Origin of the sequence: Citrobacter sp. Cpo030, from assembly GCF_030333005.1 — a bacterium.
Lineage (GTDB): Bacteria > Pseudomonadota > Gammaproteobacteria > Enterobacterales > Enterobacteriaceae > Citrobacter > Citrobacter portucalensis.
In genome coordinates this window covers 230,991-251,033 of sequence record NZ_JAOWGT010000075.1, presented here as the reverse complement: position 1 = coordinate 251,033, position 20,043 = coordinate 230,991, and the positions used below count along the sequence as shown (strand labels likewise).

Sequence of the window (20,043 nt, the reverse complement as noted above, 5' to 3'; positions counted from 1 at the left end):
ATGGCTGATTACCAGGGTAAAAAAGTCGTCATTATCGGTCTGGGATTGACCGGGCTGTCCTGCGTGGATTTCTTTCTGGCGCGTGGTGTGACGCCGCGTGTGATGGATACCCGCGCAACGCCACCTGGCCTGGATAAATTGCCGGAAGCGGTTGAGCGTCATGTTGGCAGCCTGAATGATGATTGGCTGCTGGCCGCCGATCTCATCGTCGCCAGCCCTGGTATTGCCCTGGCGCATCCTTCGCTGAGCGCCGCTGCTGATGCAGGGATCGAAATTGTGGGTGACATCGAGCTGTTCTGTCGTGAAGCGCAGGCGCCGATCGTCGCGATCACCGGTTCCAACGGGAAAAGCACCGTCACCACGTTGGTGGGAGAAATGGCGAAAGCGGCTGGTGTGAACGTGGGTGTTGGCGGAAATATCGGCCTGCCCGCGCTGATGCTGCTGGATGACGAACGTGAGCTGTATGTACTGGAGCTGTCGAGCTTCCAGCTGGAGACAACCTCCAGCTTACAGGCTGTAGCCGCCACCATTTTGAACGTCACCGAAGATCATATGGACAGGTATCCGTTTGGCTTGCAGCAGTACCGTGCGGCCAAACTGCGCGTCTATGAGAATGCGAAAGTGTGTGTGGTTAATGCCGATGATGCGCTGACCATGCCGATTCGCGGAGCGGATGAGCGCTGCGTGAGCTTTGGCATCAACATGGGTGACTATCATCTCAATCGTCAGCAGGGTGAAACCTGGCTGCGGGTGAAGGGCGAAAAAGTCCTGAACGTGAAAGAGATGACGCTTACCGGCCAGCATAACTATACCAACGCACTGGCTGCGCTGGCGCTGGCGGATGCTGCGGGTCTGCCGCGGGCATCCAGCCTGAAAGCGCTGACTACCTTTACCGGTCTGGCTCATCGTTTCCAGTTGGTACTGAATCATAACGGTGTGCGTTGGATTAACGATTCAAAAGCCACCAACGTTGGCAGCACAGAAGCGGCACTGAATGGTCTGCACGTTGACGGTACGTTGCACCTGCTGCTGGGCGGCGATGGGAAATCGGCCGACTTTACGCCGCTGCAACGCTACCTGACTGGCAACAACATTCGTCTGTACTGCTTTGGTCGCGATGGCGCGCAGCTTGCCGCTCTGCGTCCTGAGGTTGCGGAACACACTGAAACCATGGAGCAGGCAATGCGTCTGCTCGCACCGCATGTGAAGCCGGGTGATATGGTGCTGCTGTCGCCAGCCTGTGCCAGCCTTGACCAGTTCAAGAGCTTTGAGCAACGCGGTGACGTCTTTACCCGCCTGGCGAAGGAGTTGGGTTGATGCGCTTCTCTCTCCCTCGTCTGAAAATGCCGCGCGTACCGGGACTGGGTGTCCTGGCGTGGATCTTCGCGGCACTTAAAGGCTGGGTGATGGCTTCGCGTGATAAAGACGCGGACAGCCTGATCATGTATGACCGCATGCTGCTGTGGCTGACTTTTGGTCTGGCAGCGATCGGTTTTGTGATGGTGACATCGGCATCAATGCCCGTAGGGCAACGTCTGGCGGGCGATCCCTTCCTGTTTGCTAAGCGTGACGCGCTGTATATCTTCCTCGCGTTCTGTCTGGCGATGGTGACGCTGCGTCTGCCGATGGAGTTCTGGCAGAAGTACAGCACGACGATGCTGATCGCCTCGATCATCATGTTGTTGATCGTTCTGGTGGTGGGGAGCTCCGTTAACGGGGCATCGCGCTGGATCGCGCTGGGGCCGCTGCGTATTCAGCCTGCGGAATTCACCAAGCTGTCGCTGTTCTGTTATCTCGCTAACTACCTGGTGCGTAAAGTCGATGAAGTGCGTAACAACCTGCGCGGCTTCTTAAAACCGATGGGTGTGATTCTGGTGCTGGCAGTCTTACTGCTGGCGCAGCCTGACCTTGGTACGGTAGTGGTGCTGTTTGTCACGACGCTGGCGATGCTGTTTCTCGCTGGTGCGAAACTGTGGCAGTTCATTGCCATTATCGGCATGGGGATTTCGGCGGTGGTGCTGCTGATCCTTGCCGAACCGTATCGTATTCGCCGCGTAACCTCCTTCTGGAACCCATGGGAAGATCCGTTTGGCAGCGGCTACCAGTTAACGCAATCGCTGATGGCTTTTGGTCGCGGTGAGGTTTGGGGTCAGGGGTTAGGTAATTCAGTGCAAAAACTGGAGTATTTACCGGAAGCGCACACCGACTTCATCTTCGCCATCATTGGGGAAGAGCTGGGTTATATCGGTGTGGTATTGGCACTTTTAATGGTATTCTTCGTCGCTTTTCGCGCGATGTCGATCGGTCGCAAAGCACTGGAAATTGACCACCGTTTTTCAGGCTTTTTAGCCTGCTCCATCGGGATTTGGTTCAGCTTCCAGGCCCTGGTAAACGTCGGCGCGGCAGCAGGTATGCTGCCAACAAAAGGTCTGACGTTACCGCTGATCAGTTATGGTGGTTCCAGTTTGTTGATTATGTCGACGGCCATCATGTTTTTGTTACGTATTGATTATGAAACGCGTCTGGAAAAAGCCCAGGCGTTTACACGAGGTGCACGATGAGTGGTCAACCGAAGCGGTTAATGGTGATGGCAGGCGGTACCGGTGGGCATGTGTTCCCGGGGCTGGCGGTCGCGCACCATTTAATGGCCCAGGGCTGGCAGGTTCGTTGGCTGGGCACCGCCGATCGTATGGAAGCGGACTTAGTGCCGAAGCATGGCATTGAAATTGACTTTATTCGCATCTCCGGTTTGCGTGGCAAAGGTGTCAACGCGCTGCTTGCCGCCCCCGTGCGTATTTTTAATGCCTGGCGTCAGGCGCGCGCCATTATGAAGCAGTTTAAGCCTGATGTGGTGCTGGGGATGGGCGGCTATGTGTCCGGCCCTGGCGGTCTGGCTGCCTGGTCATTAGGCATCCCGGTTGTCCTGCATGAGCAGAACGGCATTGCGGGATTAACCAACAAGTGGCTGGCGAAGATTGCAACGAAGGTGATGCAGGCTTTTCCTGGCGCTTTCCCGAATGCGGAAGTGGTGGGTAACCCGGTACGCACCGATGTTCTGGCGCTGCCGTTGCCCGAAGCGCGTCTGGCGGGGCGTGAAGGCCCGGTTCGCGTGCTGGTCGTCGGGGGATCTCAGGGCGCACGCGTATTGAACCAGACGATGCCGCAGGTTGCCGCAAAGCTTGGTGACGCGGTGACTATCTGGCATCAGAGTGGCAAAGGCGCGCAGCAAACCGTTGAACAGGCGTATGCCGACGCGGGACAACCGCAGCACAAGGTCACTGAGTTTATTGATGATATGGCAGCTGCCTACGCGTGGGCGGATGTTGTAGTTTGTCGCTCCGGCGCGCTGACGGTAAGCGAAATTGCCGCTGCGGGTTTGCCTGCGCTGTTTGTGCCTTTCCAGCACAAAGACCGACAGCAGTACTGGAATGCGCTGCCGCTTGAGAAAGCGGGCGCCGCTAAAATTCTTGAGCAGCCGCAGTTTACTGTGGATGCCGTCGCGAACACCCTTTCCGGGTGGTCGCGAGAAACCTTATTAACCATGGCAGAACGTGCGCGCGCCGCATCCATACCGGATGCCACAGAGCGTGTTGCTAATGAAGTGAGCCGGGCTGCCCGGGCGTAATTGTGGTGATGCCTTTTGCATCGCATGAACTAAGAAGTTAATGGCTAAAGAATGAATACACAACAACTGGCAAAACTGCGTTCCATCGTGCCCGAAATGCGTCGCGTTCGGCACATTCACTTTGTCGGCATCGGTGGTGCTGGTATGGGCGGTATTGCCGAAGTTTTGGCCAATGAAGGTTATCAGATCAGCGGTTCTGACTTAGCGCCGAACCCGGTGACGCAGCAGTTGACGAATCTGGGCGCCACGATTTTCTTCAACCATCGCCCTGAAAATGTGCGTGATGCGAGCGTGGTGGTGGTATCCAGCGCGATTTCTGCGGATAACCCGGAAATTGTTGCGGCGCATGAAGCGCGTATTCCGGTGATCCGTCGTGCTGAAATGCTGGCGGAGTTAATGCGTTTTCGTCACGGTATCGCCATTGCCGGGACGCACGGTAAAACCACGACCACAGCGATGGTCTCCAGTATCTACGCAGAAGCGGGGCTGGATCCGACGTTTGTCAACGGCGGTCTGGTGAAGGCCGCAGGCGTCCATGCGCGTCTGGGTCATAGCCGTTATTTAATTGCGGAGGCGGATGAGAGCGATGCGTCGTTCCTGCATTTGCAGCCGATGGTAGCGATTGTTACCAATATCGAAGCCGATCATATGGATACCTACCATGGCGACTTCGAAAATTTAAAGCAGACGTTTATTAATTTCCTGCATAACTTGCCGTTTTATGGTCGTGCGGTTATGTGCGTTGACGACCCGGTGATCCGCGAGTTGTTGCCGCGAGTTGGTCGTCAAACCACAACCTATGGTTTCAGCGATGATGCTGATGTGCGCGTCGAAGATTACCAGCAGATTGGTCCACAAGGACACTTCACGCTGCTGCGTCAGGGGATGGCCGATTTACGCGTGACGTTGAACGCACCGGGCCGTCACAATGCGCTGAACGCGGCGGCGGCGGTGGCAGTGGCAACAGAAGAAGGCATTGAAGACGACGCAATTCTGCGCGCGCTGGAAAGTTTCCAGGGCACCGGACGCCGTTTTGACTTCCTCGGCGAATTCCCGCTGGAGCCGGTAAACGGTAAAGCCGGGACGGCGATGCTGGTGGATGATTATGGTCATCACCCAACGGAAGTGGATGCCACGATTAAAGCTGCTCGCGCGGGCTGGCCGGACAAAAATCTGGTAATGCTGTTCCAGCCGCACCGCTTTACGCGTACACGCGATTTGTATGACGACTTTGCCAACGTGCTGACTCAGGTCGATGCGCTGTTGATGCTGGATGTATACGCCGCGGGTGAAGCTGCGATTCCGGGGGCTGACAGCCGCTCGCTGTGCCGTACGATCCGTGGTCGCGGTAAGATCGACCCGATTCTGGTATCCGATCCGGCTCAGGTGGCAGACATGTTGGCGCCGGTATTAACCGGCAACGATCTGATTTTGGTGCAGGGCGCTGGAAATATCGGCAAAATCGCGCGTTCCTTAGCTGAAATCAAACTGAAGCCGCAAAACCCGGAGGAAGAACAACATGGCTGATAAAATCGCGGTCCTGTTAGGGGGAACCTCCGCAGAGCGTGACGTTTCGCTGAATTCCGGCGCGGCCGTACTGGCAGGGTTACGCGAAGGTGGTGTCGATGCCCATCCGGTTGACCCTAAAGAGGTTGATGTCACTCTTCTGAAATCTATGGGTTTTCAGAAGGTGTTTATTGCGCTGCATGGCCGTGGCGGGGAAGATGGCACGTTGCAGGGCATGCTGGAGCAAATTGGCCTGCCATATACCGGCAGCGGCGTCATGGCTTCCGCAATTTCGATGGACAAACTGCGCAGCAAGTTGCTGTGGCAGGGCGCAGGTTTACCCGTCGCGCCTTGGGTCGCATTGACTCGCGCTGAATTCGAAAAAGGTCTTAGCGATGAGGTGGTTACGGAGATTTCTGCGTTAGGTTTGCCGCTGATTGTGAAGCCAAGCCGTGAAGGCTCAAGCGTAGGGATGTCAAAAGTTGAAGAAGAAAATGCTTTGCATGGTGCATTAGCATTGGCTTTTCAGCATGATGAAGAAGTACTGATCGAAAAATGGCTCAGTGGCCCGGAATTTACAGTTGCGATGCTTGGTGAAGAAATTTTACCGTCAATACGTATCCAACCCGCGGGAACCTTCTATGATTATGAGGCGAAGTATCTCTCTGATGAGACACAATATTTCTGCCCTGCCGGTCTGGAAGTCGAACAAGAGGCACGTTTACAGGAATTAGTCCTGAAAGCGTGGACCGCATTGGGCTGTAAAGGTTGGGGTCGCATTGACGTCATGCTGGACAGCGATGGCCAGTTTTATCTGCTGGAAGCGAATACCTCTCCGGGTATGACCAGCCACAGTCTGGTGCCGATGGCGGCGCGTCAGGCGGGCCTGAGCTTCTCGCAGTTGGTGGTAAGAATTCTGGAGTTGGCGGACTGATATGTCGCAGGCTGCGCTGAACACGCGAAACGGTGATGAAGAAGAAGTAAACTCCTCACGCCGCAATAATGGAACGCGTCTTGCAGGAATATTGTTCCTGCTGACAGTGCTGTGCACCGTGTTTGTCAGCGGCTGGGTAGTGTTGGGATGGATGGAAGATGCGCAACGTTTGCCTTTATCGAAACTGGTGTTAACCGGCGAACGGCATTACACGCGCAATGACGATATTCGTCAGTCCATTCTGGCGCTGGGCGCTCCGGGAACCTTTATGACTCAGGATGTGAACATCATTCAGAGTCAAATTGAACGCCTCCCCTGGATTAAACAGGCGAGCGTCAGAAAGCAATGGCCCGATGAATTGAAGATTCATCTGGTTGAATATGTGCCCATTGCGCGTTGGAATGACCAACATATGGTGGATGCTGAAGGAAATACGTTCAGTGTTCCAACCGGTCGGGCCAATAAGCAGGTATTACCCATGTTGTATGGACCGGAAGGCAGCGCAAGTGAAGTGTTGCAAGGGTTCCGCGATATGGGGCAGGTGCTGGCTAAGGATAGATTCACCCTGAAGGAAGCGGCGATGACCGCTCGTCGTTCCTGGCAGTTGACGCTGAATAACGATATTAAGCTGAACCTGGGCAGGGGCGATACGATAAAACGTTTGGCTCGCTTTGTGGAACTCTACCCGGTTTTACAGCAGCAGGCGCAAACCGATGGCAAACGGATTAGCTACGTTGATTTGCGTTATGACTCAGGAGCGGCAGTAGGCTGGGTTCCCTTGCCTCCTGAGGAATCTAATCAGCAACAGAATCAGGCACAGGCAGAACAACAATGATCAAGGCGACGGACAGAAAACTGGTAGTTGGACTGGAGATTGGCACCGCGAAGGTAGCCGCTTTAGTAGGGGAAGTTCTGCCCGACGGTATGGTCAATATCATTGGCGTGGGCAGTTGCCCATCGCGAGGTATGGATAAAGGCGGGGTGAATGACCTTGAGTCAGTGGTGAAGTGCGTACAGCGCGCCATTGACCAGGCTGAACTGATGGCAGATTGCCAGATTTCCTCGGTGTATCTGGCTCTTTCCGGTAAACATATTAGCTGTCAAAATGAAATTGGTATGGTGCCCATTTCCGAAGAGGAAGTGACGCAGGAAGATGTGGAAAACGTAGTACATACGGCAAAATCCGTACGCGTTCGCGATGAACATCGTGTTCTGCACGTTATTCCGCAGGAATACGCCATCGACTACCAGGAAGGCATTAAAAATCCGGTCGGTCTTTCCGGCGTGCGTATGCAGGCAAAAGTCCATCTTATTACCTGCCACAACGACATGGCGAAGAACATTGTCAAAGCCGTTGAACGTTGTGGTCTGAAAGTTGACCAACTGATTTTTGCCGGGTTGGCAGCCAGTTATTCCGTGTTGACGGAAGATGAACGTGAGCTGGGTGTCTGCGTGGTGGATATTGGTGGTGGTACAATGGACATCGCTGTTTATACTGGCGGGGCGTTGCGCCACACTAAAGTGATCCCTTATGCAGGGAATGTAGTGACCAGCGATATCGCGTATGCCTTTGGTACGCCGCCGAGCGATGCTGAAGCCATCAAAGTGCGTCATGGATGCGCGCTGGGCTCCATCGTGGGTAAAGACGAAAGCGTTGAAGTGCCAAGCGTAGGTGGTCGTCCACCGCGTAGCCTGCAACGTCAGACCCTGGCAGAGGTCATTGAGCCGCGTTATACCGAGCTGCTCAACCTGGTCAACGAAGAAATTTTGCAATTACAAGAACAGCTTCGCCAGCAGGGTGTGAAACATCATCTGGCGGCGGGGATTGTGTTAACCGGTGGCGCTGCGCAAATTGAAGGTCTTGCGGCCTGCGCACAGCGCGTGTTCCATACGCAAGTACGTATTGGCGCACCGCTGAATATCACTGGTCTGACGGATTATGCCCAGGAGCCTTATTATTCAACGGCAGTGGGGCTGCTTCACTACGGGAAAGAATCCCATTTGAGTGGTGAGGCTGAAGTTGAAAAACGCGTTACGGCATCAGTTGGCTCGTGGATCAAACGACTCAATAGCTGGCTGCGAAAAGAGTTTTAATTTTTAAAGAGACCAACGCACATTAACGGTCTCAGGCGACAGGCACAACGGAGAGAGAAACTATGTTTGAACCTATGGAACTAACCAATGACGCGGTGATTAAAGTCATCGGCGTCGGCGGCGGCGGCGGTAATGCCGTTGAACACATGGTGCGCGAGCGCATCGAAGGTGTTGAATTCTTCGCGGTGAATACCGACGCTCAGGCGTTGCGTAAAACGGCGGTTGGACAGACCATTCAGATTGGTAGCGGCATCACCAAAGGTCTGGGCGCGGGTGCAAACCCGGAAGTCGGCCGTAATGCGGCAGACGAAGACCGTGAAGCTCTGCGTGCAGCGCTTGACGGCGCAGACATGGTGTTTATCGCAGCAGGCATGGGCGGCGGTACCGGTACCGGTGCAGCGCCAGTGGTTGCTGAAGTAGCAAAAGATTTAGGTATTCTGACCGTAGCTGTCGTGACTAAGCCTTTCAACTTTGAAGGCAAGAAGCGTATGGCATTCGCGGAGCAGGGTATCACCGAGCTGTCCAAACATGTGGACTCTCTGATCACTATTCCGAATGACAAGCTGCTGAAAGTGCTGGGTCGCGGAATCTCCCTGCTGGATGCGTTTGGCGCAGCGAACGACGTGCTGAAAGGCGCAGTCCAGGGTATCGCTGAACTGATTACTCGTCCGGGCCTGATGAACGTCGACTTTGCAGACGTGCGCACCGTGATGTCCGAAATGGGCTACGCGATGATGGGTTCAGGCGTGGCAAGCGGTGAAGACCGTGCAGAAGAAGCGGCTGAAATGGCTATCTCTTCTCCGCTGCTGGAAGACATCGATCTGTCTGGCGCGCGCGGCGTGCTGGTCAACATTACTGCGGGCTTCGACCTGCGTCTGGATGAGTTCGAAACCGTCGGTAACACGATTCGTGCCTTTGCATCGGATAATGCGACCGTGGTTATCGGTACCTCCCTGGACCCGGATATGAACGACGAACTGCGCGTCACCGTTGTTGCGACTGGAATTGGTATGGACAAACGTCCTGAAATCACTCTGGTGACCAACAAGCAGGTACAGCAGCCGGTAATGGATCGTTACCAGCAGCACGGCATGGCGCCGTTGACGCAAGAGCAGAAACCGGTAGCGAAAGTGGTTAACGACAATACGCCGCAAACCACCAAAGAGCCGGATTATCTGGATATCCCAGCATTCCTGCGTAAGCAAGCTGATTAAGAATTAGCTGGAATTTGGGAATTGTGGCTCTTTGTGCTAAACTGGCCCACCGAATGTATAGTACACTTCGGTTGGATAGGTAATTTGGCGAGATTATACGATGATCAAACAAAGGACTCTTAAACGTATCGTTCAGGCGACTGGCGTCGGTTTGCATACCGGCAAAAAAGTCACCCTGACATTACGCCCTGCGCCGGCCAACACCGGGGTCATCTATCGTCGCACCGACTTGAATCCTCCGGTAGATTTCCCGGCCGATGCCAAATCTGTGCGTGATACCATGCTCTGTACGTGTCTGGTCAATGAGCATGATGTACGGATTTCAACCGTAGAGCACCTTAATGCTGCTCTGGCGGGTTTAGGTATCGATAACATCGTTATTGAAGTTAACGCACCGGAAATCCCGATCATGGATGGCAGTGCCGCTCCGTTCGTTTATCTGCTGCTTGATGCAGGTATTGAAGAACTGAGCAGCGCCAAAAAATTTGTTCGCATCAAAGAGACCGTTCGTGTCGAAGATGGCGATAAGTGGGCTGAGTTTAAGCCGTATAATGGTTTTACGTTGGATTTCACCATCGACTTTAACCATCCGGCGATCGACTCCAGCACGCAGCGCTACGCGATGAACTTCTCTGCGGATGCGTTCATGCGTCAGATCAGCCGTGCGCGTACTTTCGGCTTCATGCGTGATATCGAATATCTGCAGTCCCGCGGCCTGTGCCTGGGCGGCAGCTTCGATTGTGCCATCGTTGTTGACGATTATCGCGTATTGAACGAAGACGGCCTGCGTTTTGAAGATGAATTCGTTCGTCACAAAATGCTCGACGCGATCGGTGACTTGTTCATGTGTGGTCACAACATTATTGGTGCATTTACCGCGTATAAATCCGGTCATGCATTGAATAACAAACTGCTGCAGGCGGTCCTGGCAAAACAGGAAGCCTGGGAATATGTGACCTTCCAGGACGATGCAGAACTGCCGTTGGCGTTCAAAGCACCATCGACCGTACTGGCATAACGACATACGCTGTCGCATAAATTCGACTGGTAAATCTGGCACTCTCTCCGGCCAGGTGAGCCAGTCGTTTTTTTATCTTCCGAGTGCAAACCACCTTATCTGAAGCGACTTTTTCCCCACAGGTAGATTAAAATACCGTTCGATCGCTGCTTTCTTAAGCATATTTACCCGCGACTTGCTGTCATTACTGCTGTGGTGCGAACGCATTAATGGTAAGATTTGTGCGCAAAAAATGGTTTTGCATTTGTAACCCCAAACGCAGGGTATATCAGGTGGCAATAACGTGAGTGGAATACTGACGCGCTGGCGACAGTTAGGCAGACGGTACTTCTGGCCGCATCTCCTGTTGGGGATGGTCGCGGCTAGTTTTGGCCTGCCCGCGCTCGGTAATGCTGCTGAACCTAATACTCCCGCGAAGGCGACCGCCAGCAATCACGATCAAGGTGCTAAAGTTAACTTTAGCCAGCTTGCTTTGCTGGAAGCGACCAATCGGCGCCCAAATTTTACCGTCGATTACTGGCATCAACATGCTATTCGTACGGTTATCCGCCATCTTTCTTTTGCCATGGCACCTCAGGCGTTGCCCGTTGCCGAAGAGCCATTGCCAATCCAGGCGCACCATCTTGCGTTACTGAATACGCTCAGCGCGATGCTGACGCAAGAAGGCACTCCGCCCGCGACAGTAAGTCGCGTGACATACGCACACTTTACCTCTCAGGCCGCGTTTAGCGTTCCGGTCTGGATCAGCCAGCTGCAGGGTATCCGCGCTGGTCCTCAACGCCTCAGCTAAAAAAGAACCTTCCAACTTATAATTTTTGACTCCGCACCGCGGGGCGTTTGAGATTTTATTATGCTAATCAAATTATTAACGAAAGTATTCGGTAGCCGTAACGAGCGTACGCTGCGTCGTATGCGTAAAGTGGTCAATGTCATCAACGCGATGGAACCGGAGATGGAAAAACTCTCCGATGATGAACTGAAAGCGAAGACCGCTGAATTCCGCGCTCGTCTGGAAAAAGGTGCCAGCGTTGAGAGCCTGATCCCGGAAGCGTTCGCAGTAGTGCGTGAAGCGAGTAAGCGCGTGTTCGGTATGCGTCACTTCGACGTTCAGCTGCTGGGCGGTATGGTGCTTAACGATCGCTGCATCGCGGAAATGCGTACTGGTGAAGGTAAAACCCTGACCGCGACGCTGCCAGCCTACCTGAACGCATTAAGCGGGAAGGGCGTACACGTGGTTACCGTGAACGACTATCTGGCTCAGCGTGATGCCGAAAATAACCGCCCGCTGTTTGAATTCCTCGGCATGACCGTTGGTATCAACATGTCTGGCCTGCCTGCGCCAGCCAAGCGTGAAGCCTATAACGCCGATATTACTTACGGTACCAATAACGAATACGGCTTTGACTACCTGCGTGACAACATGGCGTTTAGTCCGGAAGAGCGTGTTCAACGTAAACTGCACTATGCGCTGGTCGATGAAGTCGACTCCATCCTGATCGATGAAGCGCGTACGCCGCTGATCATTTCCGGCCCGGCTGAAGACAGCTCGGAAATGTACAAAAAAGTTAATAAAATCATCCCGCACCTGATCCGTCAGGAGAAGGAAGATTCCGACACGTTCCAGGGCGAAGGCCACTTCTCTGTTGATGAGAAAGCGCGCCAGGTTAACCTGACCGAGCGTGGTCTGGTACTGATTGAAGAGCTGCTGGTTAACGAAGGCATTATGGACGAGGGCGAGTCACTGTACTCTCCTGGTAACATTATGCTGATGCACCACGTGACTGCCGCACTGCGTGCACACGTGCTGTTTACCCGCGACGTAGATTACATCGTGAAAGACGGCGAAGTTATCATCGTCGATGAACACACCGGTCGTACCATGCAGGGGCGTCGCTGGTCCGATGGTCTGCACCAGGCTGTTGAAGCTAAAGAAGGCGTAGAGATCCAGAACGAGAACCAGACGCTGGCATCTATTACCTTCCAGAACTACTTCCGTTTGTACGAAAAACTGGCCGGTATGACCGGTACAGCCGACACTGAAGCGTTTGAATTTAGCTCCATCTACAAACTGGATACCGTGGTTGTGCCGACCAACCGTCCGATGATCCGTAAGGATTTACCGGATCTGGTGTACATGACCGAAGCGGAAAAAATTCAGGCGATCATTGAAGATATTAAAGAGCGTACTGCAAATGGCCAGCCGGTACTGGTAGGTACTATCTCCATTGAAAAATCGGAAGTAGTGTCTAACGAGCTGAGCAAAGCGGGTATCAAACACAACGTTCTGAACGCCAAGTTCCACGCCAACGAAGCTGCAATCGTCGCCCAGGCGGGTTATCCGTCAGCCGTGACTATCGCGACGAACATGGCAGGTCGTGGTACCGATATCGTGCTGGGCGGTAGCTGGCAGGCGGAAGTTGCCGAGCTGGAAAACCCAACTCCGGAACAAATCGCGCAGATTAAAGCCGAGTGGCAGGTTCGCCATGACGCGGTATTAGCAGCCGGTGGCTTGCATATTATCGGTACCGAGCGTCACGAATCTCGCCGTATCGATAACCAGCTGCGTGGTCGTTCGGGCCGTCAGGGTGATGCGGGCTCTTCCCGTTTCTATCTGTCGATGGAAGATGCGCTGATGCGTATTTTTGCCTCTGACCGCGTGTCAGGCATGATGCGTAAACTGGGTATGAAGCCTGGCGAAGCCATTGAACACCCATGGGTGACCAAAGCAATTGCTAACGCGCAGCGTAAAGTGGAAAGCCGCAACTTCGATATTCGTAAGCAGTTGCTGGAATATGATGATGTCGCCAACGACCAGCGTCGTGCTATCTACACCCAGCGTAACGAACTGCTGGACGTAACTGATGTTAGCGAAACCATCAACAGCATCCGCGAAGATGTCTTCAAAGCAACTATTGATGCCTATATTCCGCCGCAGTCTCTGGAGGAAATGTGGGATATCCCGGGTCTGCAGGAACGTCTGAAAAACGACTTCGATCTTGAGATGCCGATTTCAGAGTGGCTGGATAAAGAGCCTGAGCTGCACGAAGAAACGCTGCGTGAACGTATCCTGGCAAACGCCATCGAAGTTTATCAGCGTAAAGAGGAAGTTGTGGGCGCGGAGATGATGCGTCACTTCGAAAAAGGCGTGATGCTGCAAACTCTCGACTCCCTGTGGAAAGAGCACCTTGCTGCGATGGACTATCTGCGCCAGGGTATCCACCTGCGTGGTTATGCGCAAAAAGATCCGAAGCAGGAATACAAGCGTGAATCTTTCTCTATGTTTGCGTCAATGCTGGAATCACTGAAATACGAAGTGATCAGCACCCTGAGCAAAGTTCAGGTGCGTATGCCTGAAGAAGTCGAAGCTATGGAGCAGCAGCGTCGTGAAGAAGCTGAGCGCTTAGCGCAGATGCAGCAATTGAGCCATAAAGGCGACGATTCTGCCGCGGCAGAAGAGCTGGCAGCACAAACTGGCGATCGTAAAGTGGGTCGTAACGATCCGTGTCCTTGCGGCTCTGGCAAAAAATACAAACAGTGCCACGGCCGTCTGAGCTAAGAAAATAACTTACTGAAAAGGCGCAGAATTCTGCGCCTTTTTTATGGACGATAAAGATGAAAATACTGCAAATCGCCGTCGGGATTATTCGTAATCATCAACATGAAATTTTTATCACCCAGCGTGCGGCTGATGCCCACATGGCCAATAAGCTGGAGTTCCCCGGCGGGAAAATTGAAGCGGGCGAAACACCGGAGCAGGCGCTGATTCGCGAGCTACAGGAAGAAGTGGGGATCACGCCGACTCAAAGCTCATTGTTCGAAAAGCTGGAGTATCAGTTTCCGGACAGGCATATCACTCTGTGGTTCTGGCTGGTTGAAAGCTGGGAAGGCGAGCCGTGGGGAAAAGAGGGGCAACCGGCGCAGTGGATTGCGCAAGATGCTCTGAATGCGCAGGATTTCCCGCCCGCGAATGCACCGGTCATTGAAAAGCTGATAGCTGGCTAATGGTGCTGTAGGCCGGATAAGGCAACGCCGCATCCGGCAAATTATGGCGGGGGCGCTACGCATGCCCGCCCAACGTTTTAGTTCGTAGGCCTGATAAGCGCAGCGCCATCAGGCAAAACAACATAAAATGCCGGATGCGGCGTTGCCTAATCCGACCCACCGTTTTAGCAGAATTACTTCTGTTCTTCACTCCAGTCGTCGCTTTCTGACAGATCGCCAGAGCTTGGGATGCGTTTCTCTTCTGCGGCCCACTCTCCCAGATCGATTAACTGGCAGCGCTTGCTGCAGAATGGGCGAAACGGACTGACCTCAGCCCATACTACAGGCTTGCCGCAGGTTGGGCAGTTGACGATGGTTTGTTCAGACATGTTGACTCCTTAACAGCACGCCAGTTCAAAATCGAGGCGCTCAGGCACCTGACCATTCTCGCTATCCAGCGGCATAAAACGGATGGCAAAACGGCTCTTATGACCAGAAATTTGCGGATAAAGTAGCGAATCAAGCGGCAGCTGCAAGCGTAGCAGATCTGCATCTTCGCCGTTGTCCTGATAAAAACCATTCAGGCTGGTTTGCTTACGAAACGGCGCTGAGTTGCGAATTAAATCCAGTACCAGCGACAGCGCCTGATTGAGCGGATTCAGGCTGGCAAGCCAGGTTTCAACCTGCGCGTCACGATGCGACTGTGCCAGGTGTAACCAGATATGCAGGGTCGGCAGATCGAAACTGCAGCACCCGCCAGGAATACTTAAACGCTGACGGACGAGACCAATCAGACGATCTTCGCGCAGCGTCTGTCCAATACGCGGGGCAGAAATCAGAATGCTACCTGCACTTTTTAACTGCTGACGCAAAGAGTCGATTCTGCTTTGATCAACGCCGGGAACTTCGACCCAGGCCTGGAGTTTACGCTGCTGTCGTTCCAGTTCCTTGAGGAGTTCGGTGCGGACTTCGCCGCGTTCAAATACATCCAGTAAATCTCCGATATTGCGGAAAAAATGCAGAGCGCCGGCATGGTCAGCAATGGGCAAATTAACGGAGAGCTGTTGGATTAAAAACTCAATGCGCAGCCATGTGCGCATCTTCTCATTGAGAGGGTGTTCAAAAAGGACCTGGGTGTGCATTACGGTTTTTCCTGTGAGACAAACTGCGACGCGCATTGCAAATAGAGCGCGTGCAGGCGGGCGACATCCGAGGCGATGGCTTCCGGTGCGCCATTATTATCAATAACATCGTCTGCCACGGCCAGCCGCGCTTCACGCGTTGCCTGGGCAGCAAGAATTTGTTCAACATGCTCACGCGTGACGTCATCACGCTGCATGGTGCGTCTGAGCTGGGTTTCGGGGGTGACATCCACCACGAGTACGCGGTCGGCTTTTTTATACAGCGAATTTTCCACCAGCAAAGGGACAACCCATAGCAGATAAGGAGAGGTTGCTTGCTGAAACTGACGCTGCGTTTCCTGCTGAATAAGCGGATGGAGCAGGGCATTCAGCCAGCTTTTCTCCTCAGGATTGGAAAAAATGCGTTCGCGTAAAATGCGTCGCTGCAACGATCCGTCTGCGGCTATAACGTCGGAACCAAAATGTTCTTCGATCGCCTTAAGAGCAGGTGTGCCGGGTTCAACCACCTGGCGCGCAATAATATCTGCATCAATGACGTTTATTCCGAGGTCAGCGAACGCATTTGCAACGGTGCTTTTACCACTGCCAATGCCGCCGGTTAAGGCTACCGTATACCTCATAGATGCCGATCCTGGAGTTTAAGTTTGATTATCAAACAGTTAAAAGTTATGCGTGCGAAGGCGAGGCTGCTGCAGGATTAACCTACTATTCGCCAGGTAAATTTATGGGATTGTAGCGTAAAAAAAGAGAATTTCGCAGTCTTGCGCGGCATTGATTAGTGCGTATGATAGCGTCACTGGAGTTGTGAGTTTCGATTTTTCGCCATTAACCCCAGGAATCCGCACATGCGTATCGAAGAAGATCTGAAGTTAGGTTTCAAAGACGTTCTTATCCGCCCTAAGCGTTCTACTCTCAAAAGCCGTTCCGATGTTGAGCTGGAACGTCAATTTACCTTTAAGCATTCAGGTCAGACCTGGTCCGGCGTACCTATTATTGCTGCGAACATGGACACTGTCGGGACGTTTGCCATGGCAACGGCACTGGCATCCTTCGACATCCTGACCGCTGTGCACAAACACTATTCTGTTGAAGACTGGGCCGCCTTCATCGCAGAGAGCTCTGCCGATGTGCTCAAACACGTAATGGTTTCAACCGGTACGTCTGATGCAGATTTCGAAAAAACTAAACAGATTCTGGCGCTCAACCCCGCGCTGAACTTTATCTGCATTGATGTGGCCAATGGCTACTCAGAGCATTTTGTTCAGTTCGTGTCGAAAGCGCGTGAAGCATGGCCGACAAAAACGATCTGTGCGGGCAATGTGGTCACCGGTGAAATGTGTGAAGAGCTGGTGCTCTCCGGTGCTGATATTGTCAAAGTCGGCATTGGCCCAGGTTCAGTATGTACCACACGTGTAAAAACCGGCGTTGGCTATCCACAGCTTTCTGCAGTTATTGAATGCGCCGATGCAGCCCACGGTCTGGGAGGCATGATTGTCAGCGACGGCGGTTGCACAATGCCGGGTGACGTGGCAAAAGCGTTCGGTGGCGGCGCAGACTTCGTGATGCTCGGCGGCATGCTGGCTGGTCATGAAGAAAGTGGCGGCAAAATTGTTGAAGAGAACGGTGAGAAATTCATGCTGTTCTACGGTATGAGCTCTGAATCTGCAATGACGCGTCACGTAGGTGGTGTTGCACAGTACCGCGCTGCAGAAGGTAAGACCGTCAAGCTGCCACTGCGCGGCCCGGTTGATAATACCGCTCGCGATATCCTCGGCGGTTTGCGTTCTGCTTGTACCTATGTGGGCGCATCCCGTCTGAAAGAGCTGACCAAACGTACAACGTTTATTCGTGTACAGGAACAAGAAAACCGTGTTTTCAATAGCCTGTAAGAACAGCTAGTTCTGTGAAATGCCTGATGGCGTTACGCCGCCATCCGGCATTTGAATTTATCCTACTCCGCTCATCGCATCTCCCAAATGGAAAATCGGTAAATACATCGCGACGACTAGGGTACCGATGATAAGCCCCGTAATGATCAGCAACGCAGGCTCAAGTAATGCAGCCAAATTCTCAGCCTGAGCCAGGGTTTTCTCGCCATGGTGATGCGCAAGATTGCGCAGCATTGCATCCAGCGAGCCGGAAGCTTCACCAGTTCTGACCAGCTGTATACACAATGGGCTGAATTCACCACTATTTTTAAGCGCTAACCAGATCGGTTTTCCAGCGCTGATATCCTGCTGAACCAGTGCTAAACGTTGCGACCAGAAAGGGTTAGCCAGCGTTTCGGTAACGCTCTCAAGACCCTGCAAAAAGGGAATGCCCGCATTTTGCGTTAACGCCAGAACAGTGAATATCTGCGTGAGTTTTTGCCCTCTCACCATCGGCCCTATGACCGGGAGGCTGAGCAGCAATTTCTGGCGCAGAATGAGCCAGTACGGTTTCTGCTTTATCAAATGATGTGTGGCAACTGCTACCAGGCCAAGTGCTACCGCCAGCCATCCCCATTGGCTGCTACAGTGTGCGATGGTAATAATCCACTGAGTGAGCGCCGGTAGCGGGGTGTTGAACGTCTGGTAAATAGCGGCAAACTCAGGGAGTACAAACTGCAGCATCGCAAATACGACCATTACCGCCATGGTGATAATGATAATCGGATAGCGCAGGGCTTTTTTAACTTTATCAGCAAGTTGCTGTTGTTTCTTTTGCTGGTGTGCGAGTTCAAAACAGCAGTCGTCCAGCTTACCCGTAAGCTCTCCGGTGCGGATCATTGCCTGGTAAAGGGGCGGAAAAACGTGTTGCCATTGTGATAGCGAGGTGGAGAGGGTAATGCCCTGTTCCATATCGTAAGCCAGCGTACGCAGTAGCGCCTGCCATTGACTGCTGGGATGCTGTTCAGCAAGCAGAGCCAGCCCTGTTGAGAGCGTTAACCCTGCTTTTAGCAATGTCGCCAACTGGTGTATGGTTTCGGCACTTCTTGTGCGGCTCCAGTGCGAGGTTTTGACACGCATACGTTTAATGCGCAGTGGCGTAATCTGTTGTTCCTCAAGAGCCAGTATCAATGACGGTCGGGTATCGGCCCATAGCGTTCCTTCCAGCGATTTACCTTCGTTGTTAATGCCTTGCCAGCGCCAAAGCTGTTTAGCGGACATGAGGCATGCCCAGTACACGAATCAGCTCTTCAAATGTCGTTAATCCTTGCTCGACGGCCTGACAGCCATTCTCGAAAAGCGTTCTCATTCCTGATTGCTGAGCATCAGATTCCACTTCGTCTACGGATGTGCCACTGGCAATACTCTGACGTAATGCCGGAGTAACAGGGAGCACTTCAAACAATGCCGCACGACCATAAAATCCGTGATAACAATGTTTGCAGCCAGGGGCCTGCCAATTCGGTAGTGGTGTAGGCCAGACAGCTTTCGGGAGCGTGATAGGCGTACTCTGACGTTGTCGGCAATGGGGGCACAACTTTCTGACCAACCGCTGTGCAATAACGAGCGTCAGCGCGGAGGCGATCATCCAGCGTGCGACACCCATTTGTTGCAGGCGCACCAGCGTTTCACTGGTGGAATTGGTATGCAGCGTAGAAAGAACCAGATGGCCGGTTTGCGCGGCTTTAAGGGCTATTTCGGCCGTTTCGCCATCGCGGATTTCACCCACCATGATAATGTCGGGATCCTGGCGCAGCAGAGCACGTAAGACTCCCTGAAAAGTCAGGCCGGCACGTGGGTGAATTTGCGTCTGGTTGAGACCTGCGATCGGGATCTCTACCGGATCTTCCACGCTACAAAGATTCACATCCGGGGTGTTTCGGGTTTGCAGCGCACTGTACAGCGTGACCGTTTTGCCGCTTCCGGTAGGCCCGGTAACCAGAATCAGCCCCTGAGGCTGCTGCAAGGCTTGCGAAAATGCGGTCAGCTGCGCGTCTTGCATTCCCAGCGCGGCGATCTCCAGTGACTGATCGACCTGATGAAGTAGCCGCAACACGACCTTTTCGCCGTAGCGACAGGGCAGGGTGGCGATGCGAAACGAGACCGGCTCTCCTGAAATCTCAACGGTAAATTGTCCGTCTTGTGGAAGCCGATGCTCGGCGATATCCAGGCTGCCTAATACTTTTAACCTTGCGGTGATGGCAATGCCCATCTCGGTCGTGACTTCCGGTAAAGCGTGAAGCACGCCATCTACGCGTAATCTGATTCGATAGTGATTTTCCTCGGGTTCAAAATGAATATCAGAAGCCCGTTGCGTCAGAGCGGAATGAAACGTCTGATTCAGCAAGTCTGCTGCGCTGGCGCTGCTTTTCGTGACCACTGCCGGGAGCATTGTCTGCGGTGTATGTGTGTGGCCTTCCATTTGCTGACGTGTCCAGCAGACAATGTCGATGCGCCGGGTGGTGGCAAAATGCAGCGCATCCAGCAGCTCGTGTGATGGGGCGTCTACGACGGCGATATGCACTACTTCATTGTCTGCATCCAGTAATATTGCCTGATAACGTTGGCATAGCGCCGTAAGTTGGGTGGTGTTCATCTCTG

General features: G+C 53.3%; 18 protein-coding genes. 13 read left to right on the top strand and 5 right to left on the bottom strand.

Annotated features, from left to right (window positions below; all coding sequences use genetic code 11):
• From murD to mutT, 12 genes are all read left to right on the top strand, one after another.
• The gene (gene murD / locus OGY37_RS22460) at positions 1-1,317 is read left to right on the top strand and encodes a UDP-N-acetylmuramoyl-L-alanine--D-glutamate ligase (protein ID WP_286621945.1); all 1,317 of its coding nucleotides are present in this window, start codon (positions 1-3) and stop codon (positions 1,315-1,317) included.
• Entirely contained in the window at positions 1,317-2,561 is a 1,245-nt protein-coding gene (gene ftsW, locus OGY37_RS22455) for a cell division protein FtsW (RefSeq protein WP_003829529.1), read from the top strand. The genes murD and ftsW overlap by 1 nt, the downstream gene beginning before the upstream one ends.
• Positions 2,558-3,625 (top strand): undecaprenyldiphospho-muramoylpentapeptide beta-N-acetylglucosaminyltransferase, encoded by a 1,068-nt coding sequence (murG, locus tag OGY37_RS22450; protein ID WP_003829528.1) that lies wholly within the window; start codon positions 2,558-2,560, stop codon positions 3,623-3,625. Before ftsW ends, murG begins: the two co-directional genes overlap by 4 nt.
• Before the next feature lie 51 nt (positions 3,626-3,676).
• Positions 3,677-5,152 (top strand): UDP-N-acetylmuramate--L-alanine ligase, encoded by a 1,476-nt coding sequence (gene murC, locus OGY37_RS22445; RefSeq protein WP_003018763.1) that lies wholly within the window; start codon positions 3,677-3,679, stop codon positions 5,150-5,152.
• On the top strand, positions 5,145-6,065 hold the full coding sequence (locus OGY37_RS22440) for a D-alanine--D-alanine ligase (protein WP_149281209.1): 921 nt from the start codon (positions 5,145-5,147) through the stop codon (positions 6,063-6,065). The genes murC and OGY37_RS22440 overlap by 8 nt, the downstream gene beginning before the upstream one ends.
• Before the next feature lies 1 nt (position 6,066).
• Positions 6,067-6,900 (top strand): cell division protein FtsQ, encoded by an 834-nt coding sequence (gene ftsQ / locus OGY37_RS22435; protein WP_003018758.1) that lies wholly within the window; start codon positions 6,067-6,069, stop codon positions 6,898-6,900.
• Positions 6,897-8,159 carry a cell division protein FtsA gene (gene ftsA / locus OGY37_RS22430; protein ID WP_003018755.1) on the top strand — a complete coding sequence of 421 codons (1,263 nt, stop codon included), beginning with the start codon at positions 6,897-6,899 and terminating at the stop codon, positions 8,157-8,159. The genes ftsQ and ftsA overlap by 4 nt, the downstream gene beginning before the upstream one ends.
• A gap of 62 nt (positions 8,160-8,221) precedes the next feature.
• Positions 8,222-9,373 carry a cell division protein FtsZ gene (ftsZ, locus tag OGY37_RS22425; RefSeq protein WP_003018753.1) on the top strand — a complete coding sequence of 384 codons (1,152 nt, stop codon included), beginning with the start codon at positions 8,222-8,224 and terminating at the stop codon, positions 9,371-9,373.
• Positions 9,374-9,473: 100 nt separating this feature from the next.
• Positions 9,474-10,391 carry a UDP-3-O-acyl-N-acetylglucosamine deacetylase gene (gene lpxC, locus OGY37_RS22420; RefSeq protein ID WP_006686706.1) on the top strand — a complete coding sequence of 306 codons (918 nt, stop codon included), beginning with the start codon at positions 9,474-9,476 and terminating at the stop codon, positions 10,389-10,391.
• A 283-nt stretch (positions 10,392-10,674) separates the two neighbouring features.
• Positions 10,675-11,181, top strand: coding sequence for a secA translation cis-regulator SecM (gene secM / locus OGY37_RS22415; protein ID WP_003829520.1), 507 nt, complete (start codon positions 10,675-10,677; stop codon positions 11,179-11,181).
• Positions 11,182-11,241: 60 nt separating this feature from the next.
• Positions 11,242-13,947 (top strand): preprotein translocase subunit SecA, encoded by a 2,706-nt coding sequence (secA, locus tag OGY37_RS22410; RefSeq protein ID WP_003829517.1) that lies wholly within the window; start codon positions 11,242-11,244, stop codon positions 13,945-13,947.
• Between the two features lie 56 nt (positions 13,948-14,003).
• Complete coding sequence (gene mutT, locus OGY37_RS22405) at positions 14,004-14,393, top strand: 8-oxo-dGTP diphosphatase MutT (RefSeq protein WP_063941107.1); 390 nt, start codon at positions 14,004-14,006, stop codon at positions 14,391-14,393.
• Between the two features lie 173 nt (positions 14,394-14,566).
• On the opposite strand, the gene yacG is transcribed toward mutT, so the two are convergent.
• From yacG to coaE, 3 genes are read right to left on the bottom strand one after another with little or no spacing between them, the layout of a single operon-like run.
• Positions 14,567-14,761, bottom strand: a complete 195-nt coding sequence (gene yacG, locus OGY37_RS22400) for a DNA gyrase inhibitor YacG (RefSeq protein WP_003018740.1) — start codon at positions 14,759-14,761, stop codon at positions 14,567-14,569.
• A gap of 9 nt (positions 14,762-14,770) precedes the next feature.
• A complete protein-coding gene (gene zapD, locus OGY37_RS22395) occupies positions 14,771-15,514 on the bottom strand; it encodes a cell division protein ZapD (RefSeq protein WP_003829513.1) in 744 nt (247 codons plus the stop codon).
• The gene (coaE, locus tag OGY37_RS22390; protein WP_003829511.1) at positions 15,514-16,134 is read right to left on the bottom strand and encodes a dephospho-CoA kinase; all 621 of its coding nucleotides are present in this window, start codon (positions 16,132-16,134) and stop codon (positions 15,514-15,516) included. The genes zapD and coaE overlap by 1 nt, the downstream gene beginning before the upstream one ends.
• 225 nt (positions 16,135-16,359) lie before the next feature.
• Here coaE and OGY37_RS22385 point away from each other — a divergent pair, with 225 nt between their 5' ends.
• Positions 16,360-17,403: a GMP reductase gene (locus OGY37_RS22385; protein ID WP_003829510.1), complete on the top strand. Its 1,044-nt coding sequence runs from the start codon at positions 16,360-16,362 to the stop codon at positions 17,401-17,403.
• Between the two features lie 57 nt (positions 17,404-17,460).
• Here the strand turns inward: OGY37_RS22385 and hofC are convergent, their stop codons facing one another.
• Both hofC and gspE read right to left on the bottom strand, forming a co-directional pair.
• Positions 17,461-18,663, bottom strand: coding sequence for a protein transport protein HofC (hofC, locus tag OGY37_RS22380; protein ID WP_149384456.1), 1,203 nt, complete (start codon positions 18,661-18,663; stop codon positions 17,461-17,463).
• Positions 18,653-20,038 (bottom strand): type II secretion system protein GspE, encoded by a 1,386-nt coding sequence (gspE, locus tag OGY37_RS22375; RefSeq protein WP_284968565.1) that lies wholly within the window; start codon positions 20,036-20,038, stop codon positions 18,653-18,655. Before gspE ends, hofC begins: the two co-directional genes overlap by 11 nt.
• Positions 20,039-20,043 lie beyond the last annotated feature (5 nt).